Genomic DNA, 16,849 nt, shown 5'->3' with positions numbered 1-16,849 from the left:
GAACTTTGTTTCTTTGCTTTTAGCATAAAATGAATCCATTAGTAACTTACATATAAGGAGATTGAAAGCAAAATCAAATTAATAATTTTAGGTTTTCAATACCTTCCGTTATTTGTTTTTAACATTGAATTTATAACCTTACTTAGCCACAATATTAATGATTCTGCCCGGTACATAGATTTCTTTCACTATTGTACCAACTAGTTTTTCTCCAAGTGCCTCTTTTGCAGCTACTATTGCATCTTCTTTTGATACATCAACTGGAAGTAGTATTACAGCTTTTGCTTTTCCATTAAACTGAACTGCAATTTCAATTTCATCATCTTTCATTGCTTCCTCGTCGTGCTGAGGCCATGTTGTGCTTGTAAATATACTTTCATCATGTCCTAATACTTGCCACAATTCTTCACCAACATGTGGTGCAAATGGAACTAATAAAGTAACGATTGTCTCAAGTGTTTCCTTGTCAATTCCACCTTGTTTCCTTGTAAGTTCAATGAATTTATTATTATATTCCATAAATCCACTGATTACAGTATTAAGGTTGAAGCTTTCAAGACGTGTTGTAATATCATATATCATCTTATTTCTTAATTTAATCATATCTTTTGTTGCTTCAAATCCGGAGTTAGCATTGTCTTCTACAAGATTCCAGAAACGGTTCAGGTATCTATGAACTCCGTCAATTCCTCTATCATCCCATTCAGCATCAAGTTCTGGTGGCCCAACGAATAACTCATACATTCTAAGTGAATCACAGCCATAATCATTTACAAGTTCATCTGGAGAAACAACATTTCCTTTTGACTTGCTCATCTTAGCGCCATCTTTACCAATCATTCCTTGATTGAAAAGCTTTGTAAATGGTTCGTCAAAGTCTACGACTCCAATATCATTCAAAAATTTTGTATAGAATCTTGAATATAATAAATGAAGTACTGCATGTTCCACACCACCAATGTACATATCAACTGGAAGAAGTGCATCTGCTTTTTCTTTATTTACTAATTCTTTCGTATTCTTGTTATCAATATATCTTAAGAAATACCATGATGAACCAGCCCATTGTGGCATCGTATTTGTTTCTCTTTTCGCTGGCTTGCCACAGTTTGGACAAGTAGTATTCACCCATTCGTCAATATCTGCAAGTGGTGATTCCCCTGTTCCTGTTGGCTGATAAGATTCTACATCAGGAAGAAGCAATGGAAGTTGATCTTCCGGAACCGCAACGCATCCACAATCTGGACAATGGACGATAGGGATTGGTTCACCCCAATATCTTTGACGAGAAAATACCCAGTCACGAAGCTTGTAGTTAGTCGTCTTTCTTCCAAATCCCATATCTTCTATCATTATAGGAGCTTCTTTTTTTAGAACTGCTGATTCCTGTCCATTCCAGTCACCTGAATTAATCATTGTACCAGCTGCTTCCGTGTAAGCTTCTGTCATATTTTCTATTTCTTTTCCGTCTTTTGCAATAACCTGAATAATTGGGATATTGAATTTTGTTGCAAATTCAAAATCTCTGTCATCATGCGCAGGAACACACATAATTGCACCTGTACCGTAATCAGCAAGTACATAATCTGAAAGCCAGATTGGAGTCTTTTTGCCATTTATCGGATTGATTGCATAACTTCCTGTAAATACACCAGTTTTTTCTTTGCCTTGCATTCTGTCGATATTTGAACGAGTAGATGATTTATAAATATATTCTTCTACTGCTGCCTTTGTTTCATCCGTTGCAAGACCTTTTGCCATTGCATGTTCAGGTGCTAGTACTATAAATGTAGCACCATATAATGTATCTGGTCTTGTTGTATATACAGTAATTGCTTTGTCTGATCCATCAACCTTAAAGTCTACTTCAGCACCATATGAACGGCCAATCCAGTCGCCTTGCATTTTCTTAACCTTTTCTGGCCAGTCAAGTTTGTCTAAATCATCAAGGAGTCTGTCTGCATAAGCCGTAATCTTAAGCATCCATTGTCTTAGGTTTTTCTTCGTTACTACTGCTCCACAGCGTTCGCAACAACCATTCACAACTTCTTCATTTGAAAGACCAGTCTTACATGATGGGCACCAGTTGATTGGCATCTGCTTTTCATAAGCAAGTCCTGCTTTGAACATCTTTACAAATATCCATTGCGTCCATTTGTAAAATTCAGGATCTGTTGTATTTACTTCCATATCCCAATCATAAACTGCTGATATTTCCTTAATTTGTCTCTTGATATTTGCTACATTTTCTGCAGTAGCTTTTTTGGGGTGTACGCCCATCTTAAGTGCATAGTTTTCTGCTGGAAGGCCGAATGCATCCCATCCCATTGGGTGAATTATATAATATCCGTTCAGCATTTTGTAACGGCTCCATACATCAGAGATGACATAACCTCTCCAGTGACCTACATGAAGTCCACTACCTGATGGATATGGAAACATATCCAAACAGTAATACTTTGGTTTCTTTCCATCGTTTACGTTAATTGGTTTCACTTCCCAATTACCACGCCATTTCTTTTCAACTTCCTTATGATTATAAATTGGTGCCATAATATATCCTCCTTGGGCTGCCTAAGCAGTTGTAATTAATATAAGATTCAGGCTTACGCGTTAAAGCCCCTTCATCTCTAATTTAGAGACGAAAGGGCTTAAATTCTTTTCGCGGTACCACTCTAATTCACACGTGCTACCAGTAGCACGTTATGCACTCATTATATTCTATAACGTAAATCACACGTCTTTTCCTATAAAAACCAACTTGATTCTTTCAGAAAAGAAACTCAAAGGCGAGTTCAGTTATTCAAGTTACTATCTCACACCTACCGATAGCTCTCTGGAAACTTTCTGGAACTTACTAATCCTCATCAAAGTTTTTAACTATATATAACTGACATTTTATCATATTTGAAGACAATGTCAAACTTTTTTTAAGGAATTTACTTTGTAATTCCTATCACGGTCTTAACATTCGTTCCCTCATTAAACTTAAATGATATTTTATCGCCGACATTATATTTAATAATATCTATATAATCCACTACCGATACATCATATATATCTTGTGAACTATCTATCATGATATAGTAATGTGAATTTCCACCTACTACCATTTGCGCAATCTTTGTTATCGTACCAGAAGCAGTCTTATCTTCTAGTACTTTTGGTATAGTTATTCCATTGTCTGCAAGCAAAGCAATATATGTTTTTTCACATCCACTTACCGTTTCGGCAGTAGCGACTGTCTGATATTGTTCGATATTTAGCATTGCATATTGTTTTACAAGCCCTGAGGCATCTTTGAGTGCCATAAAATATGTCGGTTCCCCCGCTATATTAAGTAGTAGTGGAAATGTTGCCTTATATCCTAGCTGTTGTACCTGACCTTCTGCAGAAGCCATTGCCGACTGTTCATCTGCACCAGCTATTTCATAATAACGTGTTTCCATTGTCCGCTGATTCATTAATACAAACCCGACATTGGCTTGATCCTCTCCAACAGAAGTAATACCTGTATATAACCATATGGCACCATCAATATCAATATAATTATACCCTTCAGTTGTCTTGAGACAATCTTTTTGACCTAAGACACTATTAAAGTATCCATGCTTCAAAGTCCCATAGTAATTGTACAATTCAACAAGCAAGTCGCCTGAATACACTTTATCCACCCATGTAGGGACATCTTTTACTTCATAAGATGTAAGCTCACCTGTAATTGCATTGCATAACACAACTTGACCGATTGTAACTCCTCCAAATAGGCCAATATTATACTTCTTAACAGGACATACCCAATATGGTGTTCCACTATCATCAATTTCAAAATTCAAAGTATCAAATATATAAGTAGGATAAGCAAATCTCAAATGTCTATAAATATTTCTATTAAAATGATCACTTGTTGAATACTTAATTCCTTCTGTTAATTTTACACTCTCAGCATTTTGAGTTGTCATGTCTATTTTGATATATGCAGTAATTCCTTTTCCATTGTTCGTAAACCACTTGATGAGATTTCCATATTTAAGTGGTGTAACTCTAAATGGCTTATCATTATAGTCGATCTGAACATAATTATCATCAACCTCATATTGAGAAACCATATCTACCATGGTACCCATTACACGGCTACCTATTATAGAAGCTGAATCTTTGTCAAGTACGGGAATTTTATCGTATGAAACAGGTTTTATATCAGAGGCAAAATCACCAGTCGACACCGTAATTAATTGTTGGTATTTGCTTGCATTTACAAGTGGTGATGACAATATTGATCCACCTATAAATATAATAACAACAATTACAGTTGCATAAACAATTAGTTTCGTTATTGCTTCTGCTTTTTTAGATTTAAACTTAATTTTTATATCTCTTGCATCGAAATTCTGAGCATCAGATATTCTAATATCTGGCTTTTTTATATTCATTAAACCATAGACCGCAAGAATCAATAGTAATGCTACAATCACAAATGACCAAAATCCAGGTGCATGTATATTGATAGGAGGCAACGCTACATAATAATAACCGCCTGCACAAATCAACCCAATAATAATTGCCACCACAATACCAAATACTTTTTTACTTTTCATTATAATAAATCTCCTCATACATTTTAATGTAGTATATTTTTCATTTTCACATTAACTGTCTAGTTTGTCAACTTTACTTGCACGTTCCTCTATCTCTTTTTTTGCAATGTGCTCAGGTGCTTCTTCATATCTGGCAAATTCATATGAAAATTCTCCGAGTCCCCCTGTAATTGAACAAAGTTTAGTTGAATATCCAAATAGCTCTGACATAGGAATATCTGCAGCTATGATCTGGCTACCAATTTCCTCTAGTGACATACCAAGAACTCTCCCACGTCTCTTATTAAGATCTCCCATTATGTCACCTGTAAATTGCTCTGGAGTATGAATTACGATTGTTCCTATTGGTTCTAGAAGAATAGGTCCTAATTTCGTATATGCATTTCTAAATGCAAGTTTAGAAGCCATTTTAAATGCCATCTCAGAAGAATCTACTGGATGTGATGAACCATCTACCAATATGGCTTTTATTCCAACCACTGGATATGCTGCCAACGGTCCTTTTACAACACTTTCTTCAATTCCTTTTTCAACGGCCGGGTAGAAATTCTTAGGAACCGAGCCTCCAACAACTTTTTCTTCAAATCTATATGATATCTCTCTATCATCTAAGGGTTTAAATTCCATCAATACATCACCATATTGGCCATGTCCACCAGATTGTTTTTTATACTTGCCTTGCGCTCTTGCACTTTTTGTAATTGTTTCTCTAAATGCAAACTTAGGTTTACTTAATTCTATTTTAACTTTGTACTTATTTAACAATTTGCTAACCGCTAATTCTAACTGATGCTCACCTATTCCATATATTAGAAGCTGTCTGTTTTCCTTATCATTAATGACCTTTAAAGTCACATCTTCCTCCATAAGTTTCGAAAGTGCGGTTGCTACTTTATCTTCATCACCTTTATTAGTGATACTATATCTCATATACGTATATGGTTTTGTAAAAGCTAGCGCATCAAATATGATAGGTATTGATTTTGTTGATAAAGTATCTCCAGTAACCGTATTCGTAAGCTTTGAAATTGCTCCAATATCCCCTGCTATTATTTTCTTGACTTCAATCAATTCTTTACCGCGCATCATGTATAATCTAGGCACCTTTTCTTCAGAATTTTTTGCCGCATTAAATATATTATTATCAGTGCTTAACGTTCCAGAATATAGCTTAACAATTGAATATTTTCCCATAAATGGATCTGAAATAGTCTTAACTACTTGTGCTGCAAATGGCCCATCACATTTATAATTTCCTTCAAATATATCATCATTCTTAATGTTGATTCCTATCTTCGTTTTAGTTGGTGCCGGAAGGAATCTTACTATATCGTTCAGTAGCATAAATACGCCATTCACATTCAATCCTGATCCCATGGTAACAGGCACTATCGTTCCTTGACAGCAATTCACTTTAAGTGCCTCGTCAATCTCTTCTTGTGTAAACTCCTGATTGTTAAAGTATGCTTCCATTAGGTCATCACTTGTTGAAGCCACTGATTCTATAAGTGTCTCTCTAAATTTTTCTAGATTTTCATATGAGTAGTCTGGAATCTCAACCTCTTCATATTTTGCTATTCCAGTAAATTTTCTTGCATTCATTTTTGTAATATTAACGTAACCAACAAATTTCCCATTTTCTCTAATTGGCTGATGAAAGGGTGCAATTTTCTTGCCATATAATTCTGTCAATACCTGAACCACTTCCCTATAGCTGGCATTATCATCGTCCATAGCAGTTACAAATACAAGCCTTGGCAAATTATACTTATCACATAATTTCCAAGCTCTCTGAGTTCCAGGTTCAACTCCATTCTTTCCGTTCACAACAATAACAGCTGCATCTGCTGCACTCAAAGCTTCTTCTCTTTCCCCAACAAGATCATATTGTCCAGGAGTATCGAACACATTGATTTTGCAACCACCCCACTCCATCGGTATTATCGATGTATTAATCGAAAATTGCCTTTTAATCTCCTCTTTATCAAAGTCGCTGATTGTGTTGCCGTCTTGGATTCTTCCCAACTTATTGATTAATGATGAATTAAACGCCATAGCCTCTACAAGAGTTGTTTTTCCGCATCCACCATTACCCAAAATAGCTACATTACGAATATTATCAACTAAATAGTCTTTCATAAGCCTATGCCTCCGCTCTTACTTAATAATATATTTATTTTACTTTATTTTAACTGGTTTTTCAAGTAAATTCAATGAATTGATTGTACAATTTAAACCCTTTTTGATTTTTACGCTTTAAAGCAATAAAGTGTTGACAATCCATATAAGATAATCTACAATACAAGAAACAGAAATCATATATACATATACCGATTGGAGATACTATAAAAATGTCAAATATAGGTTTTATAGGATTTGGCCTTATTGGCGGTTCTATTGCTAGAATATTAAAAATAAAAGAACCAGATTGTATTATTACAGCATATAGTAGAAGCGCGCAACCGCTATTAGAAGCAAAGAAGGATGGCAACATAGATATTATCTGCACTTCTATTGACAGCTCATTTAACTGCTGTGACTATATATTTTTATGTACTCCAGTTCAATACAGTTCTGATTATTTGGAAAAGTTAAAACCAGTCATTAATGAATCTTGTATTATTACGGATGTTGGAAGTGTTAAAGAATACATTCACAAGACCGTTACCCAACTTGATTTGGAGAAAAACTTCATTGGTGGACATCCTATGGCTGGTTCCGAAAAAACTGGCTATTCTAATTCTTCCCCATATTTGTTAGAAAATGCATTTTACGCAATTACGCCAACTGCTAAGACTACTGATGAGCAATTGAAAAAATATGTTGATTTAGTATCAAAACTTGGAGCGATCCCTGTAGTTGTAGATTATAAGCAACACGATTACTCTGTAGCTGGCATAAGTCATCTGCCTCACATCATTGCAGGAAGTCTCGTCAATCTTATTAAGGACTCCGATAACAGCGATTCACTTATGAAAAGACTTGCCGCCGGAGGATTTAAAGATATCACAAGAATCGCATCCTCTTCTCCTGAAATGTGGGAACAGATTTGTATGACAAATTCTAGCGCAATTGCATCTCTTCTAAATGATTATATTTTATCGTTAACAAATATCAAAAGGAACCTTGAAAATCATAATGCAAATTATATTTTTAACCTATTTGAGAAATCAAGCGAATATCGAAATTCATTTGATGATAATTCATATGGGCTTGACAAAGCTGTATACAGAGTCAACTGCGACATTATTGATACCGAAGGTTCGATTGCAAAACTAGCAAACTTGCTTGCTGATAATCACATCAGCATGAAAAATATATCCATTGTTAACAACAGAGAATTTGAGCATGGTACTCTTAGAATCGAATTTTATGATTTGATCGCCAGTAATAAAGCGAAAACAATGTTAAATGAAAATGGATATACTGTTCACGAAAACTAAATCTAACACTCTGAAAGGATTTAACTATTATGGAATTTAATAAAGTAAAATATATAAAAGGGGAAGTAACCATCCCAGGAGACAAATCAATATCTCACAGAGCAGTTATGATTGGGTCTATTGCAAAAGGAACAACAGAAGTCACTAATTTCTTACAAGGAGCTGACTGTCTGTCAACAATTGAATGCTTCCAGAAGATGGGAATCGAAATCACAAATAACACAAACACTGTTACGATCAAGGGAAATGGCCTTCATGGATTATCAAAACCGACCTCGCTTCTTGATGTTGGCAACAGTGGTACAACAACTCGACTTATCTCTGGCATATTAGTTGCTCAGAATTTTAATGTGCAGTTAAATGGTGATGCTTCCATCCAAAAGCGCCCAATGAAAAGAATTATCGAACCACTTTCCCTAATGGGAGCAAGCATAAAAAGTATACATGGCAATGACTGTGCACCACTTGAAATAACAGGAAGCCCATTAAAAGCGATTAGCTATCAGTCAAAAGTAGCTTCTGCACAAGTTAAGTCTGCTATATTACTCGCTGGACTATATGCTGATGGCATCACATCTGTTACCGAACCTTATCTATCAAGAAATCATTCCGAACTTATGCTTAATGCATATGGGGCAAATGTTACTTCTACAAATACGATTGGTGCAAATGTCTCTTCTACAAATATTACTGCTACAAATGCTACTGCTACGATTACTCCAGTAGCGGAATTATTTGCACAAAAGATAGAGGTTCCTGGAGACATTTCCTCAGCAGCAAACTTCATTGTCGCTGGACTTATCGTACCGAATTCAGAAATACTGATTAAAAATGTTGGTATCAATCCTACAAGAGATGGCATTATTCGTGTGTGCCAAGCAATGGGTGCCAATATCGAAATCATGAATAAAAAACAAAGCGGTGGCGAAACAACTGCCGATATTTTTGTAAAATCAAGTAACCTAAAAGGAATTACAATTAGTGGTGAAATCATTCCAACACTGATAGATGAAATTCCTGTCATTGCTGTTCTTGCCTGCTTTGCTGAAGGTCAAACAATTATAAGAGATGCTGCAGAGCTTAAAGTTAAGGAATCAAATCGAATAGATACAGTATCTCACAATCTTAAAAACATGGGGGCTGATATTTCACCAACCGAGGATGGAATGATTATCAATGGTGGAAAACACCTCCACGGCGCTATAATCGAAAGTCATTTAGACCATAGAATTGCTATGGCATTTGCTATTGCTTCTCTTGTAAGTGAAGACACTACTACTATAAATGATGCAGAATGCGTTAATATTTCATACCCACAATTCTATAACGATTTAAGCAGACTTTCTAAATAATATCTTTACAGCTTCTTTTATGGCTAGAGTGAAAAGTATTTTCTTTCACTCTTTCTCATAAGCTATATTATATTATATCAAATAATATATCTTAAGGAATTCCAAAATGACATCAAACTCTAACTCCAATGACGACACAGAATCATTCAATCATAATTCAAGAAAAAGAGGCACTAAGCATTTTCAGAAACTTACCTCTTTATTTTTTGCTACGATCATATTAATAGGATCCGCATTATTTGGTGGAAATTACTTATTAAATGCAAATAATGATCTAAATATTTCAACGGTGGCCTCTGCACCTTCAAACACAACTCTTAGTGTTACATTTCTTGATGTTGGGCAAGGAAACTGCGTAATCGTCGAATCAAATGGTCACTATATGATAATTGATGGAGGAAATAGTAACTATTCCTCTAAGGTTGTAAGTTATCTACATGATTTGAAAATCACGACGCTAGATTATGTTGTAATATCCCATTATGATGCCGACCATCTAAGCGGAATTATTGGTGTTTTAAATAATTACAATGTAACCAAGGTTATTTCACCCGACTATGAATCAGACACCAAAACATTTGGCTCATATATTTCCATAATGAATAAAAAAAATTATACTGCGATTCATCCTTCTATTGGTGATGCGTTTAATTTAGGCAACGCTACCTTTGAAATTGTTTCACCAACAAAGTATACCTATGATGATGAAAACAACAATTCTGTGGGCATCAGGCTCACTGATGGCTCCCACACATTTTTAATATTAGGTGATGCACAAGCGCAAAGTGAGTCAGATATTATAAATAGCGGAATTGAAATATCTTGCGATGTATATATGGTGAGCCATCATGGCAGTTCAAATTCTTCCTCAAATGCACTTTTAGATATTGTAAAGCCTAGTGTAGCTGTTATTAGTGTTGGCAAAAATGATTACGGTCATCCCACTGAACAGACGCTTAAACGATTAAGTGCTCATAACATAAGTATTCTAAGAACTGATCAGGATGGAACGATAATCGCATATAGTGGGAAAGATTTTCTGGAATGGAATATTAATTTTGATACCAAATCAATCAAAAAAGAAGCTGCCAGCAATAGTTCCACTGAAGCTTCTTATATTGGCAATAAAAACAGTCTGAAATTTCATTTACCAACCTGCCCTAATCTTCCGGCTGCAAGTAACCAGGTGGATTTTGATTCGCGTGAAGATGCGGTTAGCTCGGGGTTTAGTCCGTGTGGGGTGTGTAAGCCATGACAATAAAGTGATTTGGTATATAATTCATATATACATTTCTAAGCAAATGAGATAGTAAGGACTTTATGCCCTGCTATCTTATGAATAAACAATTCTTATATTTTTCGTTTAACCTTGAAGATCATTGGTCTGACGTTCCATATTTTCTACAACAATATCATAAATGTCTCCTAATGAAGAACAATACTCAAGTAGTTTCCATGGCGTATTTGTGTGAAAATGAATTTTAATCAATTCCTCATCACCAACCGCTAGCAAACAATCGCCTTCAATGTTTTTTGTAATATACTCATTTATCTTATCTTCTGAAAGATTTTCCCCTTCAATTAATAATTGCGTATCATATCTGTATTCAAGCATACCCTTTTCTTTCTCCTTTTCATCTTACAAACTTTGTTTTTTCTTCTATCTTAAATTATATCACGAATTCTTATTGAAGTCGCTTAGATATCTTCTCTTCTTTCACCAAAATAAATATTAAATTCTTTCAAGTCTTCTACTAAGTCGTAGCAGCACTTTCCATCAAGTATGTATTTGTCACTTTCTCCTGGCTTTTCATATGAGATATTATCCCATGCAGTTTTCAATTTTCCTACCTTTGCTATATTATGTTCTTCATAAAAATCCGCATATGAAGAGATATGTTTACTAAAAATAATCACTTCACCATAATTATTTACCAAGATTTCGTCCCCAGTGATATGAGATGCGAAACCAAACTTAATCATTCCATCATTAATTAGTATTTCTTTATACTGTGAAAATATTGACATAGCAAATTCTTGCGAACATCCATCAATATAATAAACATCCTTATGTAAATCGTTGATTATACCATCACCTAATTCCAATTCAATCTTTTGATTTGTCGGTATCTCTAAGATGAAAAATAATGGTTCTTCTTGAATGCAAATAAAATGCTCAATAACGTCACTTTGCTTGTCTGCATCAACATTTGCTAATAAATAATTATCCCTAATTTCAAAACCCTCTTCAATCCCTGTTAGATCTGTAACTTTATAACCTTTTGCCAATTTAAGCATTTGATTTCCTCCTAGTCACATGCAAGCGCTAATTTTTAACACCACTTTATATATCCTCGTCTATTAATATCTCATTTCTCAAACTTGCAGATATGTTTGCGTTGCAAACATAAATATTATCATAAATAAGATATTTATTTTATACCTTTACCTCTATTATCGACGTAGTTAATAATCACCATTCCAGCCATTAGAACCATAAGAAGTGCACCAGCAATTGCGTCTTTTCCATTAATCCAAAAGTAGCAATGTAAAAAAAATATTATCCAAAACAAAACCACTTCTATTGCAAATATAATTACGTTCTTTACCCCCAAATATTTCTTTATTTCCATGAATTTCTCCCCTGAGATTATCATTTTATATTTTCGCTCATATTACATTATCAAACTATCAAACGCAAAAAAGCAACAAAACGAGGCTATTCCACCTGATTTGCTGCAATTGAATTATCTACTATTATTTTTCCCACAAAATAATATATCAATCTCATACTATTACTTATTCCCCCTATTTACCCTATAAAATAAATTATATGTTTTTTAATTAAACATATCAATTTCCTTTCACAATTAATAGTCAAAGCGAGATAATTACTTTCGCCCTTCCTTCTGATTTAACTAACCATTCACTAACCGTAGCACCGCGAAACTCAAAAATATCGATTTACTTTTGCTTCATATCTTGACGAATATGATAAGTTACTTATGAGGAAATATGAATCAAAAGTAAATCGATATTTTTCTTATATATTAAAACATCCACCACCAACAAACTCTCTAAGAATCGAGTTATTAGGTATATTTTCACTTCCACATGACAAAAAGTAATCAAGGAATTTTAATAATCGTTTCGCTTCCTGATACTCTGGTTGATCTTTTGTAATAGAAAAAAGTAATGGCTCCGCATATGGTTTCAGTACCGCTAATTCATGTACCAATGCAGAATTAAACATCACATCCGCCTCTTCCTGAAATGGGAAAATATTGAGTTCTTCACCACGTCTTACTGATTCCCACATACTAAGCGTTTTTTCCGCTGAAGCGCCTCTTGTTCTTGCGTCACGCACCAACCTTCTAATTAATCTGCCATCCGTTGTTGCAACTCTATTATGTTCATCAACATTTAACTGTGTTAAAGCGCTTATATATATTTTAAATTTACTTTCTCTTGGAAGGGCATTTGACATTTCATCATTGAGGCTATGAATTCCCTCAATAACGAGTATATCTTCTTTACCTAATTTTCGGTAATCTCCCCTATATTCCTTTTTACCTGTAATGAAATTAAAAGTAGGAATTTCAACTGTTCTTCCTTCAAGCAATTCCTTCATATGCATATTAAACAAAGCAATATCAATCGCATGCAAATCTTCAAAATTAGAAATCCCATTTTCGTCAATTGGAGTTTGCTCTCGTTCTACAAAGTAATTATCAACAGCGATTGGATGTGGTTTTAATCCACAAGCCCTTAATTGGATTGACAATCTATGAGAAAATGTCGTTTTTCCTGATGATGATGGTCCTGCAATCATAACAAATTTTTTTTCTGGCATAGAAGTAATCGTTCTTGCTATTTCTGCAATTTTTTGTTCCTGAAGTGCTTCTTGCACCAGCATAAGTTCGCTGATTCCGCCATTTGAAATAGATTCATTTAATGCGCCTACTGTATCAACATCAAGCATATCGGCCCATTCTGTAGATTCTTTCAATACATTAAACAGCTTATTTTGAGGTTTAAATTCTGGAACCTGTGTAGGATTTGCTCTTACTGGAAGTTGCAGAACGAACCCTTCTTCATAAAGATATAATTCAAAATACTTAAGTATCCCAGTTGAAGGTGCCATATATCCATAATAATAATCTTCAAAACCATCAATATCATAAATATTAACAGTCGAACTACGTCTATATTTGAAAAGTTTTACTTTATCATACATTTTGTGCTTTTCAAAACGAGCAATCGCTTCATCTGTACCAACTGTAACTTTATTAATAGGCATATCATTCTCTACAGTTTCAAGCATCATATGTTTTAATTTTTTTATAAATTCTAAATTCACATCAAAATCAGCGTTAATTTTGCAATACAAACCTTTACTGATTGAATACTGCACACTAACTTTTTCAATGCTATCTTTCGGTGAGATTTTATATATTGAATATAGCATCATAAGTACAACACTTCTTTTATATGTTTGACTACCAACTCTTGACTCTGTTGATATAAATTCAATGTTTTCACTCGAAACTTCTTCCCTTAATTCCTTTAATTTTCCATCCGCTTTTGCTACAATTATTTGATTTTCAAAAAGTGACTGGTTTTCTTTTGCTAATTCAATTAATGTTTTACCCATTCTCTAACACCTCCAATTACAATTCACACATTAATGCTATTTCATAATATATTTTATACTATTACAAATGGTAACTTCTTATTCATATGTACAATCTGCACCTCTTGCGAAGCTAGAATTTCTGATTCTAAGTATTCACTTATAAATTTTATAAATATATGTTCAATTCCATAATGACCGGCATCGATTATCTCCAAGCCCTGTGCATTTGCATCAATACCACTATGATGATTAATATCTCCAGAAATGAAAAGCTGTGCTCCTTTTTCAATTGCGCATTGCACAAAGTCTTTTCCTGATCCAGGTGAGATTGCAACGCGGGAAACTATTCTTTCTAGATTGCCGAAAACGCAGACATTTGGAAGTCCAAACAGTGCTTTTATCTTATCTGCCCACTGTCTGACTGTAAGTGACTCCCCAAATGTACCAACTCTTCCCAATCCCTCACCCTCACAGACATCTTCTAAGACTTCTCCATCTTGAATGCCAATCATATCTGCAGCCAATTGCGCCATTCCACCTTTGACATCAAAATTAGTATGCATTGAATATACGCAAATATCATTTTGTATTAATTTGATTATTCTTCGACCTGTTAAATCGCCTGTTGTAACATTTTTAATTTCATTAAAAATAAGTGGATGGTGCGTTATGATTAAGTCTGAACCCGTCTTAATTGCCTCATCAATTGCAGCATCATCACCATCAAGCGTCACTAATATCTTTTTTATATGCGCATTAGGGCTTCCAACCATAAGTCCAACGTTATCCCAGTCACAAGCAAATCTTTTGGGACTTAACAGTTCAAGAATTTCTATAATCTCACTACATTTCATAATAATTCAATCCTTCTTTTATACAACTTAATTCGTAGTCAATTTCTTTTATTCTTTTCTCAGCCAGTTCCGAATTGCAATTATCTACGTTTTCTCTTATTTTCAAAAAGCTTTTTTGCTCTCTCATAAGATACTGTTTTAATATATCATTTTTATGTTCTAGCAAATATTTCCCGTATTTTACTTCAACTTGATTGGTTTCAACTTGATTAACTTTAATTTGATTAGTTTCAACTTGAATGGATTCAATTTGATTGGCTTCAATTTGATTGGCTTCAATTTGTTTATCCTTACATAGCACGGTTTCCGATTGCCTGATTTCAATATTCAAAAAACATTTTATGATTACGTAAAATTTACCATCATCTATAATCATATCCTCTTTCACAATTCTATACCCATTTTGTAAAAGATATTCCCTAAATAACTGGATTTCTGACTGTGGAGAAAGGATTAACTCAATGTCTTGTGAAATTTTGTTTCTTCCACCTTCGAGTATTTTAGCAATCAGTTTGCCTCCCATTCCACAAATTGTCACTGTATTCGCTTCATCTTTTTCAAGATTATCAAGTCCATCTGATAACCTAATATCTATTTTATTTTCTAAATGCAATTGACCAATATTAAGAAGTGCTTTATTTAGAGGTCCTTTATTAACATCCATAGCAATTACGTGCTCAGAAATATTATTTTGCACAAGATATATTGGAAGATATCCATGATCTGTACCGATATCTGCAACCACGCTGCCTTTTGTTACCATATTAGCTACAGTGAGTAACCTTTTTGATAATTTAATAAGCTCCATCGTATCCTCTTTTCTGCAGTAATATATTAATCTAAAATATTAATCTAAATAATCTTTCAGTTTACGGCTTCTGCTTGGATGACGAAGTTTTCTCAATGCTTTCGCTTCAATCTGTCTAATTCTTTCTCTTGTTACATTAAACTCACGCCCAACTTCTTCAAGTGTTCTAGCTCGTCCATCATCTAAGCCAAAACGTAGTCTTAATACTTTTTGCTCACGTTCAGTTAACGTACTTAACACTTCAACTAATTGCTCTTTTAAAAGTGTAAATGCTGCTTCATCGGCTGGTACTGGTACATTATCATCTTGAATAAAATCTCCAAGATGGCTATCTTCTTCTTCACCAATTGGTGTTTCAAGAGAAACTGGCTCCTGAGAAATTTTCTGAATTTCTCTAACACGTTCTACTGGTATATCCATTTCTTTTGCAATTTCTTCTGGAAGTGGCTCACGTCCTAATTCCTGAAGTAATTGTCTTGATACTCTTAGTAATTTATTAATTGTCTCAACCATATGAACTGGAATACGGATTGTTCTTGCTTGATCTGCAATAGCTCTGGTAATTGCTTGTCTAATCCACCATGTTGCATAGGTACTAAACTTATAGCCTTTACTATAATCAAACTTTTCAACAGCTTTAATAAGTCCAAGATTACCTTCTTGAATTAAATCAAGGAACAACATACCACGACCTACATAACGTTTCGCAATACTTACAACAAGACGTAGATTTGCTTCTGCAAGACGTTTTTTCGCTTCTAGATCCCCATTTTCCATTCTTTTAGCAAGATTGATTTCTTCCTCAGCATTTAAAAGAGGTACTTTACCAATTTCTTTTAAATACATTCTTACTGGATCTTCAATACTTACACCATCTGGAACTGTTAAATCGATTTTTTCAATATCAATATCGTCTTCAGAATCTATAATAGCTTCATCTTCTTGATCATCTTCTGATACTTTAACATCTACGTTATTCGCTTCAAGGAAATCAAATACCTTTTCAACTTTATCTGCATCAAATTCTGAATCTGTAAATGAAGTGATAATCTCTTGATATTCAAGAACATTTTTCTTCTTTCTAGCGAGCAAAAGTAGTGATTTACATTTTTCATCAAATCTTTCTGCCATACCGTCAGTTGCTTCATCCTCTTTATC

Annotated in this window: 13 protein-coding genes and 1 other annotated feature; of the genes, 3 read left to right on the top strand and 10 right to left on the bottom strand. The window is 34.3% G+C overall.

What is annotated here, in order from left to right; all coding sequences use genetic code 11:
• Positions 1-138: 138 nt before the first annotated feature.
• The 3 genes from leuS to BMY18_RS10750 form a co-directional block, all read right to left on the bottom strand.
• Positions 139-2,553 (bottom strand): leucine--tRNA ligase, encoded by a 2,415-nt coding sequence (gene leuS, locus BMY18_RS10760; protein WP_092453842.1) that lies wholly within the window; start codon positions 2,551-2,553, stop codon positions 139-141.
• Between the two features lie 81 nt (positions 2,554-2,634).
• Positions 2,635-2,880 (bottom strand) — a binding site (T-box leader).
• A gap of 59 nt (positions 2,881-2,939) precedes the next feature.
• The gene (locus BMY18_RS10755) at positions 2,940-4,598 is read right to left on the bottom strand and encodes a hypothetical protein (RefSeq protein ID WP_092453840.1); all 1,659 of its coding nucleotides are present in this window, start codon (positions 4,596-4,598) and stop codon (positions 2,940-2,942) included.
• Between the two features lie 51 nt (positions 4,599-4,649).
• A complete protein-coding gene (locus BMY18_RS10750; protein WP_092453838.1) occupies positions 4,650-6,737 on the bottom strand; it encodes an elongation factor G in 2,088 nt (695 codons plus the stop codon).
• Between the two features lie 212 nt (positions 6,738-6,949).
• Between BMY18_RS10750 and BMY18_RS10745 the strand changes: the two genes are divergently transcribed.
• From BMY18_RS10745 to BMY18_RS10735, 3 genes are all read left to right on the top strand, one after another.
• Positions 6,950-8,041 carry a prephenate dehydrogenase/arogenate dehydrogenase family protein gene (locus tag BMY18_RS10745; protein WP_092453836.1) on the top strand — a complete coding sequence of 364 codons (1,092 nt, stop codon included), beginning with the start codon at positions 6,950-6,952 and terminating at the stop codon, positions 8,039-8,041.
• Positions 8,042-8,070: 29 nt separating this feature from the next.
• Positions 8,071-9,393 (top strand): 3-phosphoshikimate 1-carboxyvinyltransferase, encoded by a 1,323-nt coding sequence (gene aroA / locus BMY18_RS10740; protein WP_092453835.1) that lies wholly within the window; start codon positions 8,071-8,073, stop codon positions 9,391-9,393.
• 106 nt (positions 9,394-9,499) lie between these two features.
• Positions 9,500-10,648, top strand: a complete 1,149-nt coding sequence (locus tag BMY18_RS10735; RefSeq protein ID WP_092453833.1) for a ComEC/Rec2 family competence protein — start codon at positions 9,500-9,502, stop codon at positions 10,646-10,648.
• A gap of 108 nt (positions 10,649-10,756) precedes the next feature.
• On the opposite strand, the gene BMY18_RS10730 is transcribed toward BMY18_RS10735, so the two are convergent.
• The 7 genes from BMY18_RS10730 to rpoD all read right to left on the bottom strand — a co-directional run bounded on the left by BMY18_RS10730 (position 10,757) and on the right by rpoD (position 16,822).
• Positions 10,757-11,008 (bottom strand): kinase to dihydroxyacetone kinase, encoded by a 252-nt coding sequence (locus BMY18_RS10730; RefSeq protein ID WP_092453831.1) that lies wholly within the window; start codon positions 11,006-11,008, stop codon positions 10,757-10,759.
• A gap of 83 nt (positions 11,009-11,091) precedes the next feature.
• Entirely contained in the window at positions 11,092-11,691 is a 600-nt protein-coding gene (locus tag BMY18_RS10725; RefSeq protein WP_092453830.1) for a hypothetical protein, read from the bottom strand.
• Positions 11,692-11,825: 134 nt separating this feature from the next.
• Positions 11,826-12,026: a hypothetical protein gene (locus BMY18_RS10720; protein ID WP_092453828.1), complete on the bottom strand. Its 201-nt coding sequence runs from the start codon at positions 12,024-12,026 to the stop codon at positions 11,826-11,828.
• Between the two features lie 410 nt (positions 12,027-12,436).
• Positions 12,437-14,047, bottom strand: coding sequence for a nucleoside kinase (locus BMY18_RS10715; protein ID WP_092453826.1), 1,611 nt, complete (start codon positions 14,045-14,047; stop codon positions 12,437-12,439).
• 53 nt (positions 14,048-14,100) lie between these two features.
• Positions 14,101-14,883, bottom strand: coding sequence for a Nif3-like dinuclear metal center hexameric protein (locus BMY18_RS10710; protein ID WP_092453824.1), 783 nt, complete (start codon positions 14,881-14,883; stop codon positions 14,101-14,103).
• Positions 14,873-15,691, bottom strand: a complete 819-nt coding sequence (locus BMY18_RS10705; protein ID WP_092453822.1) for a tRNA (adenine(22)-N(1))-methyltransferase — start codon at positions 15,689-15,691, stop codon at positions 14,873-14,875. The genes BMY18_RS10710 and BMY18_RS10705 overlap by 11 nt, the downstream gene beginning before the upstream one ends.
• A 39-nt stretch (positions 15,692-15,730) precedes the next feature.
• Complete coding sequence (gene rpoD, locus BMY18_RS10700) at positions 15,731-16,822, bottom strand: RNA polymerase sigma factor RpoD (RefSeq protein ID WP_092453902.1); 1,092 nt, start codon at positions 16,820-16,822, stop codon at positions 15,731-15,733.
• Positions 16,823-16,849 lie beyond the last annotated feature (27 nt).

Source organism: [Clostridium] fimetarium, assembly GCF_900111235.1.
GTDB lineage: Bacteria > Bacillota > Clostridia > Lachnospirales > Lachnospiraceae > Clostridium_N > Clostridium_N fimetarium.
Note: the sequence above shows the minus strand (reverse complement) of the source record. Positions and strands in the feature narration are given on the sequence as shown.

Bases quoted from the DNA above. Each gene is read 5' to 3' on its own strand.
- leuS (WP_092453842.1), bottom strand. From the start codon at position 2,553: ATGGCACCAATTTATAATCATAAGGAAGTTGAAAAGAAATGGCGTGGT.
- BMY18_RS10755 (WP_092453840.1), bottom strand. From the start codon at position 4,598: ATGAAAAGTAAAAAAGTATTTGGTATTGTGGTGGCAATTATTATTGGG.
- BMY18_RS10750 (WP_092453838.1), bottom strand. From the start codon at position 6,737: ATGAAAGACTATTTAGTTGATAATATTCGTAATGTAGCTATTTTGGGT.
- BMY18_RS10745 (WP_092453836.1), top strand. From the start codon at position 6,950: ATGTCAAATATAGGTTTTATAGGATTTGGCCTTATTGGCGGTTCTATT.
- aroA (WP_092453835.1), top strand. From the start codon at position 8,071: ATGGAATTTAATAAAGTAAAATATATAAAAGGGGAAGTAACCATCCCA.
- BMY18_RS10735 (WP_092453833.1), top strand. From the start codon at position 9,500: ATGACATCAAACTCTAACTCCAATGACGACACAGAATCATTCAATCAT.
- BMY18_RS10730 (WP_092453831.1), bottom strand. From the start codon at position 11,008: ATGCTTGAATACAGATATGATACGCAATTATTAATTGAAGGGGAAAAT.
- BMY18_RS10725 (WP_092453830.1), bottom strand. From the start codon at position 11,691: ATGCTTAAATTGGCAAAAGGTTATAAAGTTACAGATCTAACAGGGATT.
- BMY18_RS10720 (WP_092453828.1), bottom strand. From the start codon at position 12,026: ATGGAAATAAAGAAATATTTGGGGGTAAAGAACGTAATTATATTTGCA.
- BMY18_RS10715 (WP_092453826.1), bottom strand. From the start codon at position 14,047: ATGGGTAAAACATTAATTGAATTAGCAAAAGAAAACCAGTCACTTTTT.
- BMY18_RS10710 (WP_092453824.1), bottom strand. From the start codon at position 14,883: ATGAAATGTAGTGAGATTATAGAAATTCTTGAACTGTTAAGTCCCAAA.
- BMY18_RS10705 (WP_092453822.1), bottom strand. From the start codon at position 15,691: ATGGAGCTTATTAAATTATCAAAAAGGTTACTCACTGTAGCTAATATG.
- rpoD (WP_092453902.1), bottom strand. From the start codon at position 16,822: ATGGCAGAAAGATTTGATGAAAAATGTAAATCACTACTTTTGCTCGCT.